General features: G+C 61.2%; 25 protein-coding genes. 11 read left to right on the top strand and 14 right to left on the bottom strand.

Annotated features, from left to right (window positions below; all coding sequences use genetic code 11):
• Nucleotides 1-32: 32 nt before the first annotated feature.
• The 12 genes from CR917_RS12840 to CR917_RS12785 form a co-directional block, all read right to left on the bottom strand.
• Nucleotides 33-380 carry a head decoration protein gene (locus CR917_RS12840; protein WP_104572403.1) on the bottom strand — a complete coding sequence of 116 codons (348 nt, stop codon included), beginning with the start codon at nt 378-380 and terminating at the stop codon, nt 33-35.
• Nucleotides 377-1,531 (bottom strand): head maturation protease, ClpP-related, encoded by a 1,155-nt coding sequence (locus CR917_RS12835; protein WP_104572402.1) that lies wholly within the window; start codon nt 1,529-1,531, stop codon nt 377-379. The genes CR917_RS12840 and CR917_RS12835 overlap by 4 nt, the downstream gene beginning before the upstream one ends.
• Complete coding sequence (locus CR917_RS12830) at nt 1,528-3,009, bottom strand: phage portal protein (protein ID WP_104572401.1); 1,482 nt, start codon at nt 3,007-3,009, stop codon at nt 1,528-1,530. Before CR917_RS12830 ends, CR917_RS12835 begins: the two co-directional genes overlap by 4 nt.
• A complete protein-coding gene (locus CR917_RS12825) occupies nt 3,006-3,212 on the bottom strand; it encodes a phage head-tail joining protein (RefSeq protein ID WP_104572400.1) in 207 nt (68 codons plus the stop codon). The genes CR917_RS12830 and CR917_RS12825 overlap by 4 nt, the downstream gene beginning before the upstream one ends.
• 1 nt (nt 3,213) lies before the next feature.
• On the bottom strand, nt 3,214-5,235 hold the full coding sequence (locus CR917_RS12820) for a phage terminase large subunit family protein (protein ID WP_104572399.1): 2,022 nt from the start codon (nt 5,233-5,235) through the stop codon (nt 3,214-3,216).
• Between the two features lie 4 nt (nt 5,236-5,239).
• Nucleotides 5,240-5,809 carry a terminase small subunit gene (locus CR917_RS12815; protein ID WP_104572398.1) on the bottom strand — a complete coding sequence of 190 codons (570 nt, stop codon included), beginning with the start codon at nt 5,807-5,809 and terminating at the stop codon, nt 5,240-5,242.
• Between the two features lie 161 nt (nt 5,810-5,970).
• Entirely contained in the window at nt 5,971-6,318 is a 348-nt protein-coding gene (locus CR917_RS12810) for a phage holin family protein (RefSeq protein ID WP_104572397.1), read from the bottom strand.
• A 513-nt stretch (nt 6,319-6,831) separates the two neighbouring features.
• On the bottom strand, nt 6,832-7,191 hold the full coding sequence (locus CR917_RS12805) for a hypothetical protein (protein ID WP_104572396.1): 360 nt from the start codon (nt 7,189-7,191) through the stop codon (nt 6,832-6,834).
• Nucleotides 7,184-9,400 carry a VapE domain-containing protein gene (locus tag CR917_RS12800; protein WP_104572395.1) on the bottom strand — a complete coding sequence of 739 codons (2,217 nt, stop codon included), beginning with the start codon at nt 9,398-9,400 and terminating at the stop codon, nt 7,184-7,186. Before CR917_RS12800 ends, CR917_RS12805 begins: the two co-directional genes overlap by 8 nt.
• Complete coding sequence (locus CR917_RS12795; protein WP_104572394.1) at nt 9,390-9,617, bottom strand: TraR/DksA family transcriptional regulator; 228 nt, start codon at nt 9,615-9,617, stop codon at nt 9,390-9,392. Before CR917_RS12795 ends, CR917_RS12800 begins: the two co-directional genes overlap by 11 nt.
• Nucleotides 9,610-10,128, bottom strand: a complete 519-nt coding sequence (locus tag CR917_RS12790) for a phage regulatory CII family protein (protein ID WP_104572393.1) — start codon at nt 10,126-10,128, stop codon at nt 9,610-9,612. The genes CR917_RS12795 and CR917_RS12790 overlap by 8 nt, the downstream gene beginning before the upstream one ends.
• A gap of 322 nt (nt 10,129-10,450) precedes the next feature.
• Nucleotides 10,451-10,675, bottom strand: coding sequence for a helix-turn-helix transcriptional regulator (locus CR917_RS12785; RefSeq protein ID WP_104572392.1), 225 nt, complete (start codon nt 10,673-10,675; stop codon nt 10,451-10,453).
• 103 nt (nt 10,676-10,778) lie between these two features.
• Here CR917_RS12785 and CR917_RS12780 point away from each other — a divergent pair, with 103 nt between their 5' ends.
• The 11 genes from CR917_RS12780 to CR917_RS12720 all read left to right on the top strand — a co-directional run bounded on the left by CR917_RS12780 (nt 10,779) and on the right by CR917_RS12720 (nt 20,420).
• Nucleotides 10,779-11,528, top strand: a complete 750-nt coding sequence (locus CR917_RS12780; protein ID WP_104572391.1) for an XRE family transcriptional regulator — start codon at nt 10,779-10,781, stop codon at nt 11,526-11,528.
• Nucleotides 11,529-11,774: 246 nt separating this feature from the next.
• Complete coding sequence (locus CR917_RS12775) at nt 11,775-12,371, top strand: hypothetical protein (RefSeq protein WP_104572390.1); 597 nt, start codon at nt 11,775-11,777, stop codon at nt 12,369-12,371.
• A gap of 9 nt (nt 12,372-12,380) precedes the next feature.
• Nucleotides 12,381-12,665 (top strand): phage antirepressor KilAC domain-containing protein, encoded by a 285-nt coding sequence (locus CR917_RS12770; RefSeq protein WP_104572389.1) that lies wholly within the window; start codon nt 12,381-12,383, stop codon nt 12,663-12,665.
• A gap of 158 nt (nt 12,666-12,823) precedes the next feature.
• On the top strand, nt 12,824-13,147 hold the full coding sequence (locus CR917_RS12760) for a pyocin activator PrtN family protein (RefSeq protein WP_104572387.1): 324 nt from the start codon (nt 12,824-12,826) through the stop codon (nt 13,145-13,147).
• A gap of 53 nt (nt 13,148-13,200) precedes the next feature.
• Nucleotides 13,201-13,608, top strand: a complete 408-nt coding sequence (locus tag CR917_RS12755; protein WP_104572386.1) for a hypothetical protein — start codon at nt 13,201-13,203, stop codon at nt 13,606-13,608.
• The gene (locus CR917_RS12750) at nt 13,605-13,976 is read left to right on the top strand and encodes a hypothetical protein (protein ID WP_256589665.1); all 372 of its coding nucleotides are present in this window, start codon (nt 13,605-13,607) and stop codon (nt 13,974-13,976) included. The genes CR917_RS12755 and CR917_RS12750 overlap by 4 nt, the downstream gene beginning before the upstream one ends.
• Complete coding sequence (locus CR917_RS12745; protein ID WP_104572385.1) at nt 13,969-15,645, top strand: DNA cytosine methyltransferase; 1,677 nt, start codon at nt 13,969-13,971, stop codon at nt 15,643-15,645. Before CR917_RS12750 ends, CR917_RS12745 begins: the two co-directional genes overlap by 8 nt.
• Entirely contained in the window at nt 15,642-16,031 is a 390-nt protein-coding gene (locus CR917_RS12740; protein ID WP_146095011.1) for a hypothetical protein, read from the top strand. Before CR917_RS12745 ends, CR917_RS12740 begins: the two co-directional genes overlap by 4 nt.
• A 223-nt stretch (nt 16,032-16,254) precedes the next feature.
• Nucleotides 16,255-17,448 (top strand): site-specific integrase, encoded by a 1,194-nt coding sequence (locus CR917_RS12730; RefSeq protein WP_104572382.1) that lies wholly within the window; start codon nt 16,255-16,257, stop codon nt 17,446-17,448.
• A 20-nt stretch (nt 17,449-17,468) separates the two neighbouring features.
• Nucleotides 17,469-19,055, top strand: a complete 1,587-nt coding sequence (locus tag CR917_RS12725; RefSeq protein WP_043861471.1) for an ABC-F family ATPase — start codon at nt 17,469-17,471, stop codon at nt 19,053-19,055.
• A 171-nt stretch (nt 19,056-19,226) separates the two neighbouring features.
• On the top strand, nt 19,227-20,420 hold the full coding sequence (locus CR917_RS12720; RefSeq protein WP_054914556.1) for an MFS transporter: 1,194 nt from the start codon (nt 19,227-19,229) through the stop codon (nt 20,418-20,420).
• On the opposite strand, the gene CR917_RS12715 is transcribed toward CR917_RS12720, so the two are convergent.
• Entirely contained in the window at nt 20,414-21,445 is a 1,032-nt protein-coding gene (locus tag CR917_RS12715; RefSeq protein WP_371920432.1) for an alpha/beta hydrolase family protein, read from the bottom strand. The genes CR917_RS12720 and CR917_RS12715 overlap by 7 nt on opposite strands.
• A gap of 133 nt (nt 21,446-21,578) precedes the next feature.
• Entirely contained in the window at nt 21,579-22,190 is a 612-nt protein-coding gene (locus CR917_RS12710; RefSeq protein ID WP_054914558.1) for an FMN-dependent NADH-azoreductase, read from the bottom strand.
• Nucleotides 22,191-22,193: the final 3 nt, after the last annotated feature.

Below are 22,193 nucleotides of genomic sequence, written 5' to 3'. Positions count from 1 at the left end.
CAGGGCGGGGTTTGGGGAAAGTTGCGATCGCTTCAGCGAACGATGATGTAATGCGTTGCCAGGGCCTTTTCGGCGTCGAGGTCCAGGCCAGTGAGCAGGCTTTCGGTCACCTCTGCCAGCCGAACCACCGCTCGCGCACGCCGTGCCACCTCTGACTCACCAATGGAGGCGAACAGGATGCAGGCCGCGTTCTCGCGACCGTCTTCGGCCTCCGGATCGTATGGTGCAAACTCACCTGTCGCGGTAACCAGGCCGAGCACCTGACCGGCAATGAGGGCCGGTCCGGCCACGACGCTGATCGCCTCGCGGGAAATCTTGCCCGCGCCTTCGCTCAGCAGGAACTCACCGGCGTGCACCGTTTCGCGATGGATGTTGCTCATGGTCGTGCTCCTTTGTTGGTGGCCTGCCGGCGGGCAGCCCAGATAGCGTTAGGGTTGGGGAGTTGCGCCTTGACCTTTTCCGGCAGGTCGTCGGCAGGTGGGAGGCTGTTGTCGATCTCGAAGCCCTTGCCGGACCCAACCAGCCTGTCGAACAGCCGGGCACGCACTGCCTGGGCATCCAGACCAGCCTTCACGAACTCTCCCGTCAGCTCGGGCAGTCGTGCGGCCACGCACAGATCGCGCACCGCTTTTGCACGCGTCAGTGCGGCCTGCACCGTGGCGGTGTCGGCCAGGTTGGTGGAAGCAATCAAGGGCTCGACCAGGTTGCTGATCCCAGCCTTGGTGCAGGCCTGGGTGATCATCAGGGCTAGCGCGGCTGAATCGCCCGCTACAGGCTCAGGAGGATCACCGGGGGCAGGATCGTCCGGCTTAGCCGGAGGCGTCTCTGGATCAGCAGCCGACTCGTTAAGCTGCTCGATCAGGGCCTTGGGCGTCTGTCGATACCGCTGCATGGCAGCGCCCTGGCCGAGGCACGCCTTGACCTCGACCCCGCTACTCACCTCATCGGCTAGGCCCAGAGCCAAGGCTTCCTGTGCCGTCAGCCAGGTTTCATCATTCACCAGGCGGCGCAGCTCGGCGTCATCAATGTCCGGCGCCTTGGCCTTGTATGCCGCGATGATGGCTTCCAGCGTCTGGTCGAGCACATCGGCGACCTTTCGCAGGTCCTCAGCATCCCCCTCCGTATAGGTCCAGGGGTTGTGCACCATGAGAATGGAATTGGATGCCATCACTACACGGTGCGCGCCGCAAGCCGCAATGCCGCCGGCACTGGCTGCCAACGCATCGATGCGCGCCGTGCAGCGCTCACCCAGGCGGCTCAAAGCATTGTGAATCGCCAAGCCATCGAACAGGTCGCCGCCGATGGTGTTGAAGGCGACGACCACAGGCGATACACCATCGTCGAGCGCCCTGAGGTCGCGAATGAACTGGCTGGCCGTGATGCCCCACCCACCAATCTCACCATAGATGTAGATTTCGATGACAGTCTGTTCGGGCCGGGCCTCAGCCTTGATGCTGTACCAGTGCTCATCCTCGACCGGCAAAACGGTTTTGGCCTTGTTGAAAATGCGAAACGGCAACAGCGGTTTCATGGTTTCTCCTTCTCGTCGGGTTCCTCATCGCTGGGCGACAAGGTGCTGTAGTTCAGGCCCAACGCTCTAGCGCGGGCAGCATCGGCGGCATTCTCCTGGTCGACGATCTCGGCGTCGGTACCGGAGCGTAAGCACATCTCACTGCGAGAGGTCAGGCCCGCGTTGATCTCCATTGCCCGGGACTGCACGTCCTGCACCGGCTGAATGTAGGCCCAGCCCTGGGGTACCCAGCGGGTGCGCAGATACTCACGACGGCGTTGGCCGTAGTCCGTCAGATCCAGCGCACCGGACAGCACTGCCATGTCCAACCACGCCGCACGTACAGGCCGGCACAACTGGTGGACGTAGACGGCGAACTGCAGCTGCTCCAGCCGCCGACGAAACTCGTTGAGCACGACGCGAATCGTCCGGTCGTTGACGCCGCGCATATCGCCCGTCATCAGCTCGTACGGCAGGCTTGCACCGGCCGCTGCAGCCATCAGTTGCTGCCGCATGAAGTCGGGGTAGTTGTTGCCGCCATCGGGCGGTTTCGAGAACTCAACCTCTTCGCCCGGTAGCAGCTCCTGCATCGTTCCGGGCTCCAGCGCCACCATCGGCGTGAATCCATCTGAACCGGTCTTGATTGGCGCCCCGGTCACCGGGTCAAGCATTGGCGGCCCGTCGCTGGCAGGCTTGCGAATAAAGCCGGCGAACAGGTTGGCCACCTCCTGCCGGAACAACACCGCGTCGTCGTAGTTGTCCAGGCTGCGCAGTCGCTTGAGCACCGGCGCGAGACGTGGGACGCCACGAAGCTGGCCGGGCTCAACGGGCTCGAAGATGTGCAGCATCTGGCTGGCAGGGACTCGCACCAGAATGTTGTAGCCCGCGTTCAGGGCCGCCATGTCGCTGGGGTGCGACCGGTAGCACCAGTACGCAACACGCTGCCCCTGGCTGTTGAATTCAATACCGGCGCGGATGATGTTGCCGTCCTTTGTGAGCTCGAATTTGTCGTGCGGCACGAACTCTGGCGCCAGGCACTGCAACTGCAAAGGCACTGCCAGCCCCCCCTCCAGCCGGCGCGGTCGGATGCGCACGAAGCACTCGCCAGACTGCTCGACTGTGCGCGCCACCAGCGACTGCTGCCCGTAGAAGTCGGTCAGCTGATCCGCGTCCGACTCGTCAACCCAGTCTTCCCACAGCTCTTGCAGTTGCGAGCGCAGGTCCTTGTCCTTGAGGCGCGGCTGTGGGGTGATGCCGGTCCCGATCAGGTTGCTGACCCGGCGATCGATCGCGTTTGCCGCGTACGGATCATTGCGAACAGCTGCCCGCGACCGCGAGCGCAAGTTGCGCAGGGCCGGCATGATCAGGCTGTTGACCCCGGTATCGGGTGCGTCCCAGCTCGACGATCGCCGCCCCTCGGCCGCGCCCTCGTAGCTGGCCTTGAGCCTTTCCGGCAGCAGGAACCCTGACCGTGTCAGCGTCGGATAACGAGTACTCACAAGCCCTTCCCTCCGTGACTCAATCGCACGACACGTGAACGAGGCCCGGCGGTATTTGCCAAGCTTGTACGGATCACATCGCGGGCCTTGAGAAGCTCGTCGACCGAGCGGTACTCCACGGTGCGGTCGGTGTAGCGCACGGTTTTCTCACCGCGAGCGATAGCCGCCTCAACAGCGTCGAGGTGCTTTTGGGTGTAGGCCATATCAGCGTCTCTTCAGGTAGCCGCTAGGGGAGCTGCGGCGTTGCATAGGTTGGGCGGTTTGTCGCGGTGGCGGGCTTGGCGCAACGGCCGCTGGCTGAAGTTGCGGAGCGGGCTGGACAACATCGGGTTCTGCCTGCCGATCTCGCGTCGCGGCTGCGGGGGCAGCCTGGGCGGAATCGTCGAACAGGTTCGCCTGGGCCAGGGCTTGGCGCATCCGGGCCCAGTCGTGCTCGCCGTAACGGTGCAACCCCAGGTAATGGGCCATCGCCAAGCTGTACACCATCAGATCGAGTGCTTCGTTGCGATCCGCCTTGCCCTTGACCCACTCGATCCGCTTGTAGCCCTTCACGTACCGCGCAACCTTGCGCTCAGCCACGCACTGCTCGAAGAAGTCCGCAGGCAAGTCCTTGGCGAAGTGCAAGGCGCCAGGGCCGGTCTCGACGGGGTAGCGGTTGTAGATCCAGTCCTTGGCGGTGTCGGTACCGACGATCCACAGCTCAGCGCCGTTGCGTTCGGTCTGACCTTTCCAGGTAACGTCGACCAGGGAGGGGCGCTGAGCGATTACCGGCTTGCCGGACTTGCTCGCGCCCTTCACCGCAAAGACATTTCGCCAGCGCCGGATGCGGCAAAACTGGTACACCTCATGGGTGTGGTGACCACCAGAGTCGATCGCGGTGGCGAGGATCGCCAAGCTGACGCCACAGGGATGCCTGTAGCGCTCCTTGAGTTTCTCGTCGAGGGCCGCCCAGGTGCGGTCGTCCGAGGGGTCGCCCATGATCACCTGGTGATCGACCACCCAGCGCTCCATGCCGACGCCCCAGCCAATGGTGATCATTTCAAGCCGGTTGGCCTGAACGTCTACGGCAGCGGTCAACGAAAGCACGCCCACCGCCAGGGTGCCGAGCACGAAGTCTTCCTGCAGAGCACGGGCTTGCAGCGCTTCGGCTTTGGTCTGCTCTTGCGCACTGTCCCACACCTTGGCAAGACGGGTGTTGTAGAACACCTGCATGGGTTCAAGGTCGCCACGTTCCTGGGCTTTCTTGGCCTTTTCATACTGCTTGGCCAGCGATGCCCAGTCCTGCCAACCCAGCGGGGCATACAGCGCATTGAGGTGAAACCCCACCGTCTCGCCATCGCCCTCGGCATGCGATCGCCACTCACCTCGGGCAAGCATCTCGCCCTTGTGATGCTCCTCGATCAGCACGTCGCAGGTCGGCCCAGCGCACTGGTAATGCACCGTGCTCAAGTCCTGCGAGTACAGCAGGCGCTCCCATTCAAGGATCTGCATGTGTCCGCAGGTCGGGCACGGCACGTAGTAGTGACGCTGGTCGCTGGACTCGTACAGGTCGGCGATGCGGGAGGCACCCTTGATTGTCGGGGAGCTGGAGAAATAGAACTTGGCATTGCGGCCAAAGGTGCTACCCCTGGTCTCGGCCAGTTCGATCGGGTCGCCCTCCTCGTCTACGTCCACATCCCAACGATCGATCTCGTCGCCGTAGACGAACCGCGCCGACAGCTCGGCCAAGTTGGCGGCCGAGCCAGCCGTAGTCGCGTACAGCGAGCCGCCCTCGAATTCCTTGGTATCCATGGTGTTGCGTGAGTCCCGTGAGCGCGGCGATGCAACACGCTCGCTGAGCACCGGGGTGGCCTTGATCGTCTTGCCGATTCGCGCTGACACCCGCTTGGCAAGGCTCAAACTGGGCAGCAAGGTCAGAATATTCGACGGCGACATGTGGATCAGTGCGCCGATCCAGTTCAATGCGATCTGGGTTTTCATCAGCTGCGAGGCCACCATGGTAACCACCCGCTTGCAGGGGTGGCTCGGTGACAGGCAGCGCATGGGTTCACGTGCGTACGGTGTGCGCTCTGTGCGGTATTTGCCAGGCTCGGCGGCGCCGGTATCACGCGGAATCCGCATGTACTCGTCCGCCCATTCATCCACCCACAGCTCGGGGTCGGGCTTCAGCCCACGGCAATACGCTTCGCGGTACACCTCGGCACCGTCTGCGTATCCGGTGGGCATAGGCTCAGCTCTGGGTTATAGCTTGTTCAAGGTCCGACGTGCTCATGCGCGCAGCGTCCTCAAAGACTCGGCGGAAGGCGCCCGCCAGGTGCTTTTCGATTTGCCAGGGATCGGTCATTGCAACCAACTCTGGTGCCAGTTGAGACGGCAGGCCTAGCACAAGGTCACGAACCATCCGCCCGGCACCGTATGCTGCATCGGCCACCGCCTTGCGCTCAACCAGGTTGCCCTGGACCTTGTGGAATTCGGCCTCGGCCAACTGGGCGAGGTAGTACTCACGGTGTGCGCGGGCCCTCTGAAAATCCGGGCCTTTACCTGTGGCCTGCACCGCAGGTATTTCGGCGGCCGGTACCAGTTGGCTGCGAACGTCGCGATCAATCCGCGCCTCTTCATGCCGAGCCGTGACGGCCGCTTTGCTGGGGTCTGCCGAATCGGCCAGCAGGGCTTCGGTTGCTTCCAGGTCGACCTTGCCATCCTCGGTCAACACCAGCCGGTCCTGTTTGGCCAGCTTGGAAACGTACGACTTGGCCCAGCCGCGCCGTGTGGCGAACTCCGACTTGCTGATTATCGTCATGTCGAAATGTCCAGTTCACCCAATGAATACGGGATGTTCACCAGTTCACCGCAGTTCACTAAGCTGGTGAACCTCCCACTAACAAAGTCCCGCGGGTTTCCGACCCCGTACTGAGCGAAAACCGCCAGGGTCCCCGGCGGGTCTGGGTTGCCGGCCAGATTTCACTGGCCTGCATTGCCGCTCGAGGGCGGGATGTCGCAGACGCCCAGCCGCTTGGCTGCCCAGCGTTCGTACAACCCAATGGCTACGTCAGCACCGGCCATTGCGGTCAAACAACCGAATGCTCCAGCCGCCCAGATCGACACTCCCATCGAGTACAAGAGCATCATGGTCGAAAGGCCGCAGACGATGCAGGCGCCCGACCTCAGTGCAATCCGCCGTACCAGTCCCCATCCCCGCACACCGGCCTTGTCAGCTCGCCACATCTCGCCCGATACGCCACCGACCAGGGACAGTACGATGACCATCCAGATCGGCATATCAATCAACGTTTGCTGCTCGCTCGTCATCACTTCCCCCAAAATGCAAAAACCCGGCGCGATGGCCGGGTTTGGTGTGGTGTGCGTAACGCTTGCTACGTCCGCACCTATCGAAGATGGGTACTTTTTACAGGTCGATTCCGGTGGCAGCAATACCACTTTACTGCCACCCGGTGAATGTCTGCGTTTGATCTGGCGAATGTCGATGAATATCCCACACTCGGCTTAAGCTCCTCTGCGCTGTCCTGCCTGTCTCGCCTTTCTTGAGTCAGGCAGGACAACTCTAGGCGCCTAGAAACGAGGGCTGTCCTGCTGTCCTACCTTCTTTGATTCTTTCTCGCATAAAGAGAGAAAACCTAAAGGCACGCCTGCGCGCCCCTGCGCGCATATATTCGCGCATCGCTCACATGCACGCATGGTCTGGCGAGAGGTCGGACAGTTGGACAGCCCAATAACTGCAATGCCTTCGCGCGTCCGACCACAACAATTAATAGTCGGACAAGGCCGGACGGTTGGACCGACGCGGGCACGCCAAAGCATGGCTCACGCCGCGACCCCAGCCAAGGCACTGAAGATGACCAGGTGCGCCTCGTGCAGGCGCTGATAATACGTGTCTCGCCCACAACCGCAATGCGCGTACCGCAGCATCATGTTGGAATCGAAGCTGCAGTAATGCTCACGCACGACCATCGCCAAGTGGGCATCAAGGTGCTTGGTCACTATCAACTCTATGTCGAGGGAACTCTCCAGGGGAGCTTTGCTTGCGCGTTTGCCACGGATTAATTGGCCGTTGCTCTCCATCATCATTGCAACCATGTTGCCCCCAGCCATGCCACCGCTGGAGAGATCGCTATGCAGCTCCTGGGCCCAAACTTGTAGTAGGGAATCGATAGCCTTAATCAAAGCAAGGCTCCTCGACTGGCGCCACAAGTAGGGCTGAAGAACTGCCCCAGCCAGCTGGTTTTTTGTATGCCCAAGGCCGAACGCCGCTTTTGGCCAGTGCTGGTTGCCGCACCTTGCGCCATCCAAGGCGATGCATGATGGCGCCGACGCGCATCTGTTCAGGCTTACCCCAATGCCCAAAATCCAACTTCAACGCGCCGGACAGAATCTCACTACCGGTGGCCGTTTCGCCGATCTGAGACTCTTCCAACCACGTCAGGATTGGGCCTTCCCATTCATCGACTACAAACCGCTCCTCCTGCGCCTCAGCGAACAACGGCGCCTCATCACGATTGACCCACCAGATATCCCCCGACTGGTAGCAGAACATCGCCTCAGCCCATAGCTGGTCGCGGATCTCCCGCAGTTGCTCCAGGTCAACCTTGGTACATGCCACAGGCCAGTAGCGGCGGTTACCGGTAGCGTCCTTCAGATACTCATCCTGGTTGGTCGTACCCACGAAAACACACTGGCGTGGCACGTCCATCGTTCTGCGGCCGTAGCTCTCCCGATAGGTATCCGTGGAGGCCGAAAAGAATTGCTTGGCCTTCGTCGACTCGGCTTTGTTGAAACTGTCCAACTCACCCAACTCAACAATCCACTTACCCCGAATAGCCTGGAAGCCATCCTTGTCGCCCAAGGCAAATGGCGTATCCATGAACCAGTCACCACCGAGCACACTCATAGCGGTTGACTTACCAGCGCCCTGGGCGCCCTCAAGGATCATGACAGAGTCAGCTTTACACCCTGGATGCATGACACGCCCCACTGCAGAAACCATCCAACGCTTGCCGACCTTTGAACTGTACTCAGTCGGCTCGACCCCCATAATCTCGGTGAGCCAACTATCAAGGCGCAGAACGCGATCCCATTCGAGGCTGTTCAAGTAGTCGCGGACAGGATGAAAGGCGTGATCGTGCGCTACGACACTGACCGCCTCGATCACATGACTTACCTTGACCCTCAGGTTGTACTGCTGGGCCAGCCACTTCATCACCAGCATGTCGTCGATGTCTGCCCAGTCGCCAACGCCACCGCCATACGGCGGCACCCTCAGCTTGATGATTTTCGAGCTGAATGAGCTGAAACCAATCACACCGAGCCATCGCTCATCGTTGGCCAAGATCAGTTCAACATTTTGCATGTGAGCGATCAGCATGCCGTTTTCAGTTCGCGCAAGCTGGTCCCGCCACCCTCCAGCTGCAGGAGGCTTTACAACCGCGAGCACCTGGCGGCGGACAGCATCCAATCCCTCGGCACAGTGTAAATCGTTGAAGTCTGTCCACTTGACCTCGCGCTCGACCGAGAAGATAGGCCACACCACCTGGCCACCTACGACAGTGGCCGCGTTATCTGCTCGCTCCTTACCAGGATTCCAAGGCTCACCACCCGGCCGCGTGGTTTTCCAGTCATCGTCCCTGCAGATGATTACGGGGCGACCAGGGAAACGCTCACGCATCGTTTTTGCGACCGCCATGAGATTGCCGGCATCAAATGCGATGGAGACAGTCAAAGAAGTCGCCATGTGAAGGCTTGCCCCCGTCGCATATCCCTCACAGATCAGGATCGGCTCTCCTGGTTCAGGGTGCGGACCGACCAGGTGGAAAGCTCCCTCTTTCGACATGCCATAGGGCCAGTACGTCTTGTCTCGGCCCGTGTCGGCCTGCTTTTCGGGATAGATCACCTGCAGGCCCACGATCTGGTCACGTACGTTGTGCATCGGAATCAGCACAGCCCCCGATCGGGGAGCGTATCGCAAGCCGAAGCCCACGATCTGTTTTCGATCGAGATAGGCACTGCGTCCCTTAGCTGGCATGCGTCCAAACATAGCTGACGCCCGACTGGCTGCTCGCCGTGCCGCATTGGCGGCAATCTCCACCGCCCTGCGCTTAGCATCCTCTTGCCGCGCGCGCATGACTTCGCGTTCTTCTTGAGTCATGCGACCGGCCTTGACCTTGATCTTTAGAGACTCGCCTGAGCGCCAGTCGCCGAAGCTGCCGAATATCAGCGTTTCACCCTTCTCGGTGCGATGCTCATGCACCACATACCAACCGTTCTTTTCCTTGCCCTTGTCTTGCGAGGTCTTGCAGCGTGTGAGCTTTCCGTAGGTCAGCGGTTGCAAGGGTTCAAGACCGTAATCGGCAAACTGATTCAATACTTCATCGAGCATGGCGCGCCTCCAGCTGCTCCGCTAATGTTTGGCATCCTGTGCACTGCGTGCAGCCTGGGCTGGCCAAGCGGCGGGCCTCTGGTATGGGCTCTTCGCAGGCGTCGCAGAACATAGAGGAAGGCGCTAAGGCGGTTTGCTTGAAAGCGTTACGCGCTGCGAGCGCAAGGTCGATACGCTCCTGAACCAGATCATTGGCAAAATCCGCGATATCAGCCACGGCTAGTCCCCCGAGTAGTCTGATTCACATAGCGGGCACGGTTGTACATCCCCAGAAGCCCTTGAATCCCTCGAAACACCAGCTGCTGTATTTCAGCCAACTCCCGATCGTCAACCATCCCGTCGCCGATGTTGCGTGCCCAACTTTCTGACAGGTCGGCCACCTGCCTGAAAAACATTGCAATACCCATGGTCAGGGTCTCAGGCATGTCTTCTGTGTAGGCGTCTGAAAGCTCTTGCCATATCGTGTCGCCAACCATCGCGTGTACAGCATCAAGAATGCGGCGATCCTTGGTCATCTCCAGGATCTCGCAGAACTCCTGAATGTTGACCACATGGGTGGGATGGGTTGGAGACAGCTTGTGCTGCATGGTGGTGGCGTTTCGGCCGGTCGCACCGGCAATTGCCGCAGCACCGCCCGGATAGTCCCGAACAGCGTGGTACAGCGCCAAATCAAGCGGCAAGACTTCCCTCTTGGCGCGCTCGACACAACTCAGAGCAGTTCGGCTCATGGCATTAATCCTTATAGGTTGCCAGTGCCAGCGGCATGTAGTGGTGATACATTTGCCGCGTGGCTTGTAAGGGCCCAAACGCCGGAACGGTCCTACAGACCAAACCGGCACCGTGCCGAGGCGTCGATCCGTCGACCACCTCTGGCGCAACAGCCGCCCAATCTGTGGTGGAGAAAGGCGGCAAAACCCAAGCATCCGTGCCTGGGTAACGCGATCAAGGTAAGCGGATGCATGTGGTGTGCTCGCTTGCCTCTCACGCGGCCCGGTAGCACTGTGGTGGTACTGCCGGGGGAAACTGGGCGACCTTCGGGTCGCCTTTTTTCTAAGCAGCCTGAGGTACGTCTGGCTCAGGCGGAAACACGTCATCAAGCGAACAAAGAGCCCCAAGCTTGTTCAGCGCCGAAATGATGGCTCGGCACTCAGTGAGTCCTGGTAATCGGCGCCCCGCTTCGTAATTGCTTAGACGCGTTTGCGTCCAGCCCAGTGCAGCCACTAGATCCCGCTGCTTGATGCCGGCCCTTTCTCGATGCACAGCGATACAGTTCATTCCAAGGTCCTCCGTTCAGTCGCCGCCATATTAAGCACGTAACGTGAACATTTCAACACGTAAAGTGCGATAAACAGATACCGTTGCGTGGTAAAAAAAACACATGAACACACTAGGCAATCGCATCAAGCATCTACGTAAAGCCAAAGGCATGAGCCAGCAGGCTTTGGCCTTGGCCTGCGGCTGGGAATCCCAATCGCGGATTGGCAATTACGAAAAAGGGACTCGACAGCCAAACCTTCAGGACCTGGAGAAATTGGCCGGGGCATTGGGTATTTCGCTACCAGACTTGGTCGCGGGAAAAGATCGTTCAGAGATCAACTCACTGCCGGACGCAATCCAAGGGCGAGTGCGCTCGGAGGATCACCTTGCTCGCGAGTACGGGCGGACCAAAGACCAAGGACAGCCAGTCAGTAGCAATGTCGGGTGGGCCAAAGATGGCAGCGTCCGTGTCATAGGCAACGCGCAGTTGGCCGATGAGGGTTACTTTGAAGCCCTTCACCTACCCTCGGACCAAGGTGACGGATACCTTAATATCCATAGCGATGATCCAGATGCCTACGGACTTCGAGTAACGGGCGATAGCCTGCTGCCCCGCATCAAAAATGGAGAGTTCGTTCTGATCGAGCCGAACAAGGATTTCTACAGTGGGGATGAGGTAGTAGTCCGCACCCTGGCCGGCAAGACTATGATCAGAGAGTTCATTTACCTTCGCGACGGCATGTATCGCCTCGACAGCGTGAATGCGGGGCATCCTCCCATTCACATCGCTGAAAAGGACGTCACGGAAATACATCTTGTAGGCGGCATCTTGAAGTCATCACGTTTTCTACACAGCGCACCGGAAAAATAATCACACAGCGTATTGACTTAAAAAGCACGCTGCGTGATATTCGCCTCACTCTTCCACCACAGAGTGAGGCATCACCATGCACACCACAGCAACCCTGCACGTCCACCCCGCCGCCGCTACCACTGTCCTGATCTTTGAGGTTCGTCGCCTTGCCGCGCTAAGCGGCTGTGCATTTGTCACCACCAAACGTCGCCCGATTCTCTCCCCTGTCCGCCCTTTCGATCCGAACGACGGGGGCCGTGCAGCATGAGCGACTTCAAGATCGACTACCGCACCCTGCAACTGTTCGCCGCCCAGGCCAACCTGAACGGCTCATTCAATCACACCTGCAGCTCTCCCCTGCACCGGCAGCGTCTTTCCTTTCGCCTGCATGTGGAACGCGGCGCAAGCAGCACGACTTTTACCGTCGACATGCTCGATGCGCGCCACTCGGTGACCCTTTCGCAGAACCACCCGAAGATCCATCACCGTATTGCCGAGCTCGTTGAAGGAATCGCCAACGGCAAGACCGAAACCGCTGATGGACTGCCCTCGTGGGTTGAATCGCCCTCTCTGTCAGTTGAGGAGAGCGTTGCGGCTGGACGCATCGAGCAGGTGCGCGAACTGCTGCGTAAAGGCGGCGTCCTGACCCTCGACGTAGGGCTGCAGGCACCGGTGCAGTTGGCTGTCCATCGCAGCCGATCTCCCGACAATCTGGTGACTTCAATCCTGTCGATCGGCACCCGCCGGCCTCATACAAGCACTTTCACTACACGAGGTAGCGAGGCCCACGCCATGGAAGTGATGGGCAAGAAGCTGGACGCATTCATTCGATCTGCAACCCCAAACGAGCAAGCTGCGTAGGAGGCTGTCATGGATCGCACCCTCGCCCAAACGGCCAAAGTGCTCGGCATCACCCGCCCAAAACTCATTGAGCTGATGGGCACAAAGCAGCTCCTCGATGACCACAACCTGCCTCGGTACCCAAACAGGGATCGCCAGTACCTGCGCGTGAAAGAAGGGAGCTGGTACCACCCCGTCGCGGGGATGCAGTACAGCAAGTCAACTCGGGTGAAACCTGAAGGCATCGAGTGGCTTGCAGACCAGCTTGCCCTGCAATACCCCCCGTTAACGAAGGGTACCCAAAATGCGGCCTAGACAATATGCACGCCAGATACTGGCGCTCAGGACCCGCGAGGAGCGCAACGCTGCGCTCCTAGAGGTGCCTGCTCACTTTCAGGACCTGGTGCGTAAACATTGCGAGATCACCTGGAACCATCCGTCACGCCACAAGCTCATGGAGAGCCCCAAGCCTGATGAGCAATAGCACCCAAGCAAATCTGCATTTGCTGCCCGCACCTGAGCCCATCACCGTTGAACTGCTCTATCGAACCTTCGGTGATGTGCTGATACCGCTGGACAAGGTGCGCGTGCAGTACTTTCGCAACCTCAATGAGCAGTCATTCACGGAACAGCTGAACAGCGGACGAATCCAGCTACCAGTCACCACACTGGACACCAGCCGGAAAGCGCAAAAGTTCGCTCACATCCGCCACGTGGCCGCCCTGATCGACATCCGAGCCCACAAGGCCGACGAAGAGCAAGCGCGTATGCGGGCTGAGCAAGAGCAACAGCAGTAACCCCAGCACGGGCCGCCACCACCGGCCCGCACACCACAAGGAGCAATACCCTCATGTCTCAAGATCAAGTCATTGCGCTGTTCATCATCGTCATTTTCATCGCAGGCCTGTCTGCACTTACCTTCTATATGGGCATGCGCAAAGGGCGCCTGGATATCAACACAGAAAGGCGCGCGTCCTACCAACAAACCGTAAGAGCTCTCCAGATACAGCTGTCTTCACTTCGGGAACAGAATGAGCAGTTCGCGAAACGGTGCAAGAAGCTGACTGAAGCGTGCGCATTGAAAGATCAGCATCACCAGACGCTGTTGCAGATCGCAGAGAAGCTGCGCATTGCTGCAGAGACTTTCAGTGCATTCAAGACCGGCAAAAAGCTCGAGCGGGATGCTCGCGCCCTTCGCGAGCAGGCCCTGTCCATGGCAGCACTGATCAAGCCTCTGGACCAGGAGCAAGCCGCATGACTCGAACCCACCAACACCCCGGCTTGCTGTTCAAACCCACGCCATGCACAGAACACGGTCACACCGCCGCCAAGGGATCGATGCAGATCAAAACCTCGGTGCAAAGCGGCACCGCGCTGGTCGTGGCTGACCACAATGCTCAGCCCGCTTTGCTCCGTGGCAATCCCAGCATCGACGCACAGAAAACAAAGAGTTTCTGCTGCAAAGCAGCAGGCATTATTGACCCTCTCAGCCGCACCGAAGAGGCGCTTGTACCCCACGAGAGGCTGCGCCGGGCAGCGCCTGCTGAAACAACGCTGATCGCTTCATATCGCCCGCACGCGCAGCCTGCCAAGGGGTATAAGCAGCCGGGAGGTGCCCATGCGTAAACACGTACTGAAGCACTTCCATATGTGCTGCGGCCTGGGCGGCGGCGCCAAGGGCTTCAACAAGTCCAAGCCCATCGTGGGCAACCTGCAGGCCGAGTGGCAGTGCATTGGCGGCGTAGACGTTGACCCCGCCGGACTGGCGGACTTCAAACAATTGAGCGGCGTGACGGGCACTTTGCTGGACCTCTTCACCCGCGACCAGTACACCCGCTTTCATGGAAAAGAGCCGCCACCAGGCTGGCGAGAAGCAACGCCGGAAGACATCCGCCGTGCTGCAGGTGGCCAGCGACCCGACGCCGTGTTCATCAGCTCGCCGTGCAAAGGTGCCAGCGGCCTGCTGTCGGAGAAAATGAGCCTTACCCCCAAGTACCAGGCGCTCAACGAGTTGACGCTGCGCTGCATTTGGCTCTTCGGTGAGGCGTGGGCCGACGATCCCGTGCCGCTGCTGGTGTTCGAGAACGTGCCGCGCCTTGCTTCACGCGGCAGGCACCTGCTCGACCAGATCAACAGCCTGCTCTCCGGCTTCGGTTATGCCGTGGCCGAGACCACCCACGATTGCGGCGTGATCGGCGGGCTGGCACAGAGCCGCAAGCGCTTCCTGCTGGTCGCCCGCCACGTCGAGAAGGTGCCGCCCTTCCTGTACGAGCCTGAGCACAAGAGCCTGCGCGCAGTGGGCGACATTCTCGGCCGCATGCCGCTGGCCGGTGATGTCGAAGCCGCTGGGCCGATGCATCGAGTGCCGGCACTGCAGTGGAAGACGTGGGTGCGCCTCGCCCTGGTCGAAGCCGGCAAGGACTGGCGCAGCCTCAATGACCTGGCGATCGAGGACGGATACCTGCGTGACCTCATCATCGTGCCGGAAGCCTATTCAGGCTACCTGGGGGTGAACCAGTGGAGTAAATCGATCGGGACAGTCGCAGGCCGATCCAGTCCCACCAACGGCGCGTTCTCGATCGCAGACCCGCGCTCGAAAGCCGACGCCCTGCAGTACCACCAATACGGCGTGCGCCGCTGGGGCGACACCAGTGGTGCGGTGATCGGGGTGAAGTCGCCCGGGCAAGGCACGTTCAGCGTGGCCGACCCTCGGCGCGCTGGCGGCGGATTCGGCAAGTACCTGGTGACACCCTATGACAACGCTGCAGGCACGGTGATTGCCGGCAGCACCACGGGACAAGGCGCGTTCGCGGTACAAGACCCACGACCAGGTATGCGTCGAGTCAAAGGTGACGCCTACCTGCATGGCGGGCATTACGGGGTGGTCGACTGGAACGGCCAGGCCGGCGCTGTGTCGGCGAGTGCCCGGCAGGACAACGGCCGCTGGAGCGTGGCCGACCCACGGATTCCTGCCGCCAATGATCGCCTGACCTGCATCATCACCAGCCTCGACGGCACCTGGCACCGGCCGTTCACCACGCTTGAGCTGGCTGCCATTCAAAGCCTCGTTGAGCCAGAAGAGCAGTTCGAGCTGGACGGCCTCAGTGACCAGGCGTGGCGTGAACGGATTGGCAATGCAGTACCACCAGACGCGGCCGAGGCGATAGCCGATGTGATGGGGACCACCCTGCTCCTGGCAGCGCAAGGCGAGACCTTCATACTCAGCAGCATGCCGATATGGGTGCGGCCGGTGGCTGTTGGGCTGAGCGTCTCTCAATTGGAGTCGACAGTATGAACCCTCACCAGAGAACAAAAATGCTGGAGCTGGATCTTGCCGCAAAGCTGGCAACAGACGCCCAACTCAAGTTCACCCAGGAAGTCTATCCCAAAGGTTGCCTGGTAAAGATCCATCACTCCCGTGGGGCGTTCAACGCACGCGTGCTCAGTTACAGCAGCGATGGCCACCAACTGCGCGTCAAAAACTGCATGACTGGCAAACAAACGTATGCCTATCCGAGCTCACCCCGAACCAACACATGGCAGGGCGAGCCATGGGAGCCATCCGTGGAGTTTCTCGAACGTCCCGATCTATGTGGCGTCTGCGATGGCACTGGCTTAGAGACCAGTGGCATGGACGAGCCCCCAACTATCGACTGCCGCCTTTGCAAGGGGATGGAGTAAGCACTTCAGCCCTCGCCTACTGCCGCCCAGGTGGCGGCAAGGAGCCCCTGTTGTCTACGCAATCTGAAGGTGACGTCGACAAGGTCACCGAAAAACGCATGGCCGAGCTGCTGGGCTGTACGCAACGCGCCCTGGAAGGTCGACGCCGACGCGGGATATTCCCCGAAAGCGTCTGGATGAAACACCACGGCCGAATTATCTACAGCAAGAGAAGGTACGACGCATGGCTCGAAAGCCAATGGATTTACCCCCAGGAATCGACGTCCACTACGGATCGCTTCGTCTCCGGTTCATGTTCGAAGGAACCCGACGCAGCGAGACGCTTCCCTATCCCCCGACATCGCAAGGCATCAAAGCTGCATCCAAGCTTCGCGATCAGGTAGCTGGCCTGATCAAGCTCGGCCTGCTGGACCAGGACAAATATGCAGAGCTGTTTCCCAGCTCTGCCAATGCCGTCGGCGGGATTCCAAGCTTTGGCGAGTATGCCCAGCTTTGGCTGGATAGCCGGGAGATCGTGAAAGGGACTCGCAACGGGTACAAAAGCGCGTTGAACCTGTACTGGGTGCCGCACCTTGCCTTGATCAGGATCGACCTGATCACCACCACCCGCCTGCGGCAGATCGTCGCCGGTACCCAGTGGACCAGCCCAGCAGTGAAGCGCAACGCACTGGTGAAGCTGTCGACCATCATGCGGTCGGCCGTCGAGGATGGCCTGACCCAGAAGAACCCGGCCGACCCCATCCAGCTGCCGAAGCGGAGCAAAAAGGAGGTCGACCCCTTCACGCTGGACGAGGCAAACACCATCCTCGATCGGATGTACGCCGGTACCTTTTGGCCCAGCTCTATCTATGCGGCGTTCTTCGAGTTCGTTTTTTTCACTGGAGTGCGCCTTTCCGAGGCCCTGGCCCTGCGCTGGGATGCCGTGGACCTGAACAAGAAGGTTGCGCACATCAAGCGCACCGTCGCCCTGGGCGAAGTGGTCGAGCGCCTGAAAGTCGGCGGTGACCGCTTCGTGTTGTTGAATGAACGGGCGCTGCATGCCTTGGAGTTTGCTCGGCAGTACGCCGAGCGGCGCAAAACAGGCAAGGGCCGTGTCACGGAAACGCCCTATATATTCCCGCCGTCGAAGAACGGCGAGTACGTAAAACAGACGTCTGACCTGCATCATCAGTGGCGACCAGTACTTAAAGAGCTGGGTATCCGCTACAGGAGGCCATATAACTGCCGTCACACGTATGCGACAATATGCTTAATGTCTGGTCTCAACCCCGCATTTATCGCCCAACAGCTCGGGCACAGCGTGCAGATGCTCTTATCGACGTATGCACGTTGGATCAATTCGGCCAATGATTGGCAGGAGCTCGAAAAGCTCAAGATTGGTCCGAAATTGGTCCGCAGCTGCGAAGACGCCTCATAAGTTATTGATAGGTAAGCCCTTTGATCTCCACCGCTAACATCACCATGCAGTTTGGCGCCAAGCCCTTGTTCGAGAACGTCTCGGTCAAGTTCAATAATGGCAACCGCTACGGCCTGATCGGCGCCAACGGCTGTGGCAAGTCGACCTTCATGAAAATCCTCGGCGGCGACCTGGAGCCGTCGGCCGGCCAGGTGATGCTCGAGCCGAACGTGCGCCTGGGCAAGCTGCGCCAGGACCAGTTCGCCTACGAAGAATTCACCGTGATCGATACCGTGATCATGGGCCACGAGGAACTGTGGCGGGTCAAGGCCGAGCGCGATCGTATCTACTCGCTGCCGGAAATGACCGAAGACGACGGCATGGCCGTCGCCGAGCTGGAAACCGAATTCGCCGAGATGGACGGCTACACCGCCGAATCCCGCGCCGGTGAACTGCTGCTGGGCCTGGGTATTCCCCTCGAACAGCATTTCGGCCCCATGACCGAAGTCGCCCCAGGCTGGAAACTGCGTGTGCTGCTGGCCCAGGCACTGTTCTCCGACCCTGAAGTGCTGCTGCTCGACGAGCCTACCAACCACCTGGACATCAACACCATCCGCTGGCTGGAAAGCATCCTCACGGCGCGTAACAGCACCATGATCATCATTTCCCACGACCGTCACTTCCTCAACAGCGTGTGCACCCACATGGCTGACCTGGACTACGGCGAGCTGCGTCTGTTCCCGGGCAACTACGACGAGTACATGACCGCCGCCACCCAGTCGCGCGAGCAACTGCTGTCGGACAACGCCAAGAAGAAGGCCCAGATCGCCGAGCTGCAGACCTTCGTCAGCCGCTTCTCGGCCAACGCCTCCAAGGCCAAGCAGGCCACCTCGCGCGCCAAGCAGATCGACAAGATCCAGCTGGCCGAGGTCAAGCCATCGAGCCGCGTCAGCCCGTTCATCCGCTTCGAACAGACCAAGAAGCTACACCGCCAGGCCGTGACCATCGAGAAGATGTCCAAGGGCTTCGACGGCAAGACCCTGTTCAAGAACTTCAGCTTCACCGTCGAAGCCGGCGAGCGTGTGGCGATCATCGGCCCCAACGGTATCGGCAAGACCACCCTGCTGCGCACCCTGGTCGGCGAGCTGACCCCGGATGCCGGCGAGGTGAAATGGACCGAAAGCGCCGAAGTGGGCTACTACGCCCAGGACCACGCCCACGATTTCGAAGAGGACCTGAGCCTGTTCGACTGGATGGGCCAGTGGACGCAGGGCGAGCAGATCATCCGCGGCACCCTGGGGCGCATGCTGTTCTCCAACGACGAGATCCTCAAGTCGGTGAAGGTGATCTCCGGTGGCGAGCAAGGCCGCATGCTGTTCGGCAAGCTGATTCTGCAAAAGCCCAACGTACTGGTGATGGACGAACCGACCAACCACCTGGACATGGAATCGATCGAGGCGCTCAACCTGGCGCTGGAAAACTACCCGGGCACGCTGCTGTTCGTCAGCCACGACCGCGAGTTCGTGTCCTCGCTGGCCACCCGCATCATCGAGCTGAGCCCCAGCGGCGTGATCGACTTCAGCGGTACCTATGACGACTACCTGCGCAGCCAGGGTGTGTTGATCTAAACGTCGTACACAAGCTTCGCCGGCAAGGCCGGCTCCTGCAGGGTGCGTGGTTTTCGCGACCCGGGTGGGGGCCGGCCTTGCTGGCCACAGCTTGTTCGTTAGCCTGCTTTCTTTTCCTGCCCGCTCCCGCCATCATGGTCGCCTCCAACCGCTTGCCTGCGAACGAGCCCCATGTCTGCCCCGCCCCCTTCTGCTGCACTCAGTAACGAGTCGGTTACCCGACAGATACTGTCGATCGTCTTCTACACCTTCATCGCCTTCCTCTGCATCGGCCTGCCGATCGCGGTGCTGCCCAGCCACGTGCATGACACCCTGGGGTTCAGCGCGGTCATCGCCGGCATCACCATCGGCCTGCAATACCTGTCCACCCTGCTCAGCCGCCCCATGGCCGGACGCCTGGCCGACAGCCTGGGGACCAAGCGCGCGATCATCTACGGGCTGCTGGGCATCGCGCTGAGCGGCGTGCTGACCTGGGCATCGGCATTGGCCGTGCACCTGCCAGTGATGAGCCTGGCGGTGCTGCTGGCTGCACGGGTGGCCCTGGGCATCGCGCAGGGCCTGATTGGCGTGGGCACCCTGAGCTGGGGCATCGGCCAGGTGGGCGCCGAACACACCGCGCGGGTGATTTCCTGGAACGGTATCGCCTCCTATGGCGCCATCGCCATCGGAGCACCGCTGGGGGTGATCGTGGCCAGCGAACTGAACTTCGCCACCCTGGGCCTGAGCCTGACCGCGCTGGCAGCAGCGGCGCTACTGGTGATACGCAACAAGCCCTCGGTGCCGGTGGTGCGTGGCGTGCGCCTGCCGTTCTGGGCCGCCTTCGCGCGGGTGGCACCGTGCGGTGTGGGCCTTACCCTGGCCTCCATCGGCTATGGCACGCTGACCACCTTCGTCACGCTCTTCTATATAGAACGCGGCTGGAGCGGCGCCGCCCTGTGCCTGAGCGCCTTTGGCGTGTGCTTCATCCTGTCGCGGCTGCTGTTCGTGAACGCGGTCAACCAGTGGGGCGGCTACCGCGTGGCAATTGCCTGCATGGGCGTCGAGGCCCTGGGGCTGGCATTGTTGTGGCTGGCGCCGTCACCGCTGCTGGCGTTGGTCGGCGCGGGGCTGAGCGGCTTCGGCCTGTCACTGGTGTACCCGGCACTGGGGGTCGAGGCGATCAAGCAGGTGCCCAGTTCCAGCCGCGGCGCCGGGCTGGGGGCCTACGCGGTGTTCTTCGACCTGGCCCTGGCGATTGCCGGCCCGGTGATGGGCGCCATCGCTGCGCACCTGGGCTACGCCTCGATCTTCTGTGTGGCCGCGCTGCTGTCACTGGCCGGCGTGGGCCTGACCCTGGTGCTGTTGCGCCGCGCCACGGCTCAGTGATCGACCGCACTCAGGCCGACACGCTCGGCGCCCCCCAGGGTGCGGGTGAAGAAGCGCGTGGCTTCGGCCTGTAACGACAGGTGTATGCCGGCGCGGTCCACCCCTTCGGCATCGGTGCACAGCGTGGCCATATGCTGCAGTTGGGATGCGTCGCACGGGGCCATGAACACGAAGTGCCCGGCACCCGCCAGCAGGCGGTAGTTGGGGGTGATCGGCAGTTTGTGCGCCAGTGCCTGGGCATTCTTGTCGATGGCCAGCAACTGGTCGCGGTCGCCGCTGTAGATCAGCGCGGGCACCTTCACATCGGCCAGCGCGTGGCGTCCGAACATCAGGCTCAACGGCGCCATCAGCAGCAATGAACGCACCCTGGGGTCGGCGTGGGGCAGCAGGTCGTCACGGTCTGCCACCAGCACCCCATGGGCCTTGCAGGCATCGGCGTCCAGCGGGTTCTGCTGGCAGTAGCGGCGCAGGCGTTGCAGGTCTGGTCGGGCACCGGACAGGATCAACGCCGTCTCGCCACCGGCCGAGTAACCGATCATGCCCACCTGCCTGTCGCTGACGTAAGGTGCAAGCAACGGATCGGCAAGGGTCGCGGTCAAGGCGGCACTGATCTGCAGGGGCCGGCCATAGAGGTTGCTCAGGGTGCCAAGCCGGCTGTGATCGCGGGCGTTGTCTCCCGGGTGCACCACCGCCACCACCACGAAGCCCCGGCGTGCCAGGGCGCTGGCCAGGTCATGCAGCGCCAGTGGCGTGCCGGTATTGCCATGGGACAGCATCAGCAACGGGAAGCGGCCCATTACCACCGCGCCTTCTTCGGCCACGTGGACCCGATAGCCGTCGACCTGATGCCACCGGGCGATGTCGCTGGATGGGTAGAACGCCAGGGCCTGCATCGGCTGGCCGTCCACCGGGTCGGTCACAGCCATGCGATGCAGGCCGACACTCCAGTGCTGCGCGGGCTCGGCCTGCACCAGCAGGCAGCAGCTCCACAGCACCAGCATCAAAAATGTTCGAACCCACCGCATCGTTGCTCACCCTGCCCGGCCCGCACCTGTGACCGGTACTGGCAAGCATAGAGCGGGCCAGGCCGGGCTGGATGAAAGGTGCATGAAAAAGCCGACTTGCGGGGTGACCGCAAGTCGGCTTTTCGACAGGGGCTCAGGCAGCCGCGAACAGCTCGCTGTCGATCTGCGCCTGGGCGGCCTGCATGGCATTGCTGCGGTGCTCGTCGCCGTAGGCCAGGCCATGGGCGCGCACGAACTCGACGTCGGTGATGCCGATAAAGCCCAGGAACACCTTGAGGAATTCCTCGTGGGCCACACCGGTCGGCTGGCCGACGTGCAGGCCGCCGGAGGTCGACACCACGATCACCTTCTTGTTGCCGCACAGGCCTTCAGGCCCGGCTTCGGTGTAGCGGAAGGTCTGGCCGGCGACGGCAATGCGGTCGATCCAGGCCTTGAGCTGGGTCGGCACGGTGAAGTTGTACATGGGCGCGGCGATCACCACCGCATCGGCCGCCAGAAACTCCTGCAGGGTTTCACTGCTGAGCCTGGCTTCATGTTGCTGCGCCGCATCGCGCAGTTCGTCAGGCGTGCCGGCGGCAACCAGGGTCGCGGCCGAGAAATGGCTGATGGCATCGGCGGCCAGGTCCCGGTAGACCACCTGCGCCGAAGGTTCTGCCGCTTGCCAGGCGGCGACCACGCGCTGGCTGAGCTGACGAGAAGCGGAGTTGTCGCCGAGGATGCTGGAATCGATGTGCAACAGTTTCATGGG

Source organism: Pseudomonas sp. BRM28, from assembly GCF_002939405.1.
Taxonomy (GTDB): Bacteria; Pseudomonadota; Gammaproteobacteria; order Pseudomonadales; family Pseudomonadaceae; genus Aquipseudomonas; species Aquipseudomonas palmensis.
This window is presented reverse-complemented; position numbering and strand designations above follow the sequence as displayed.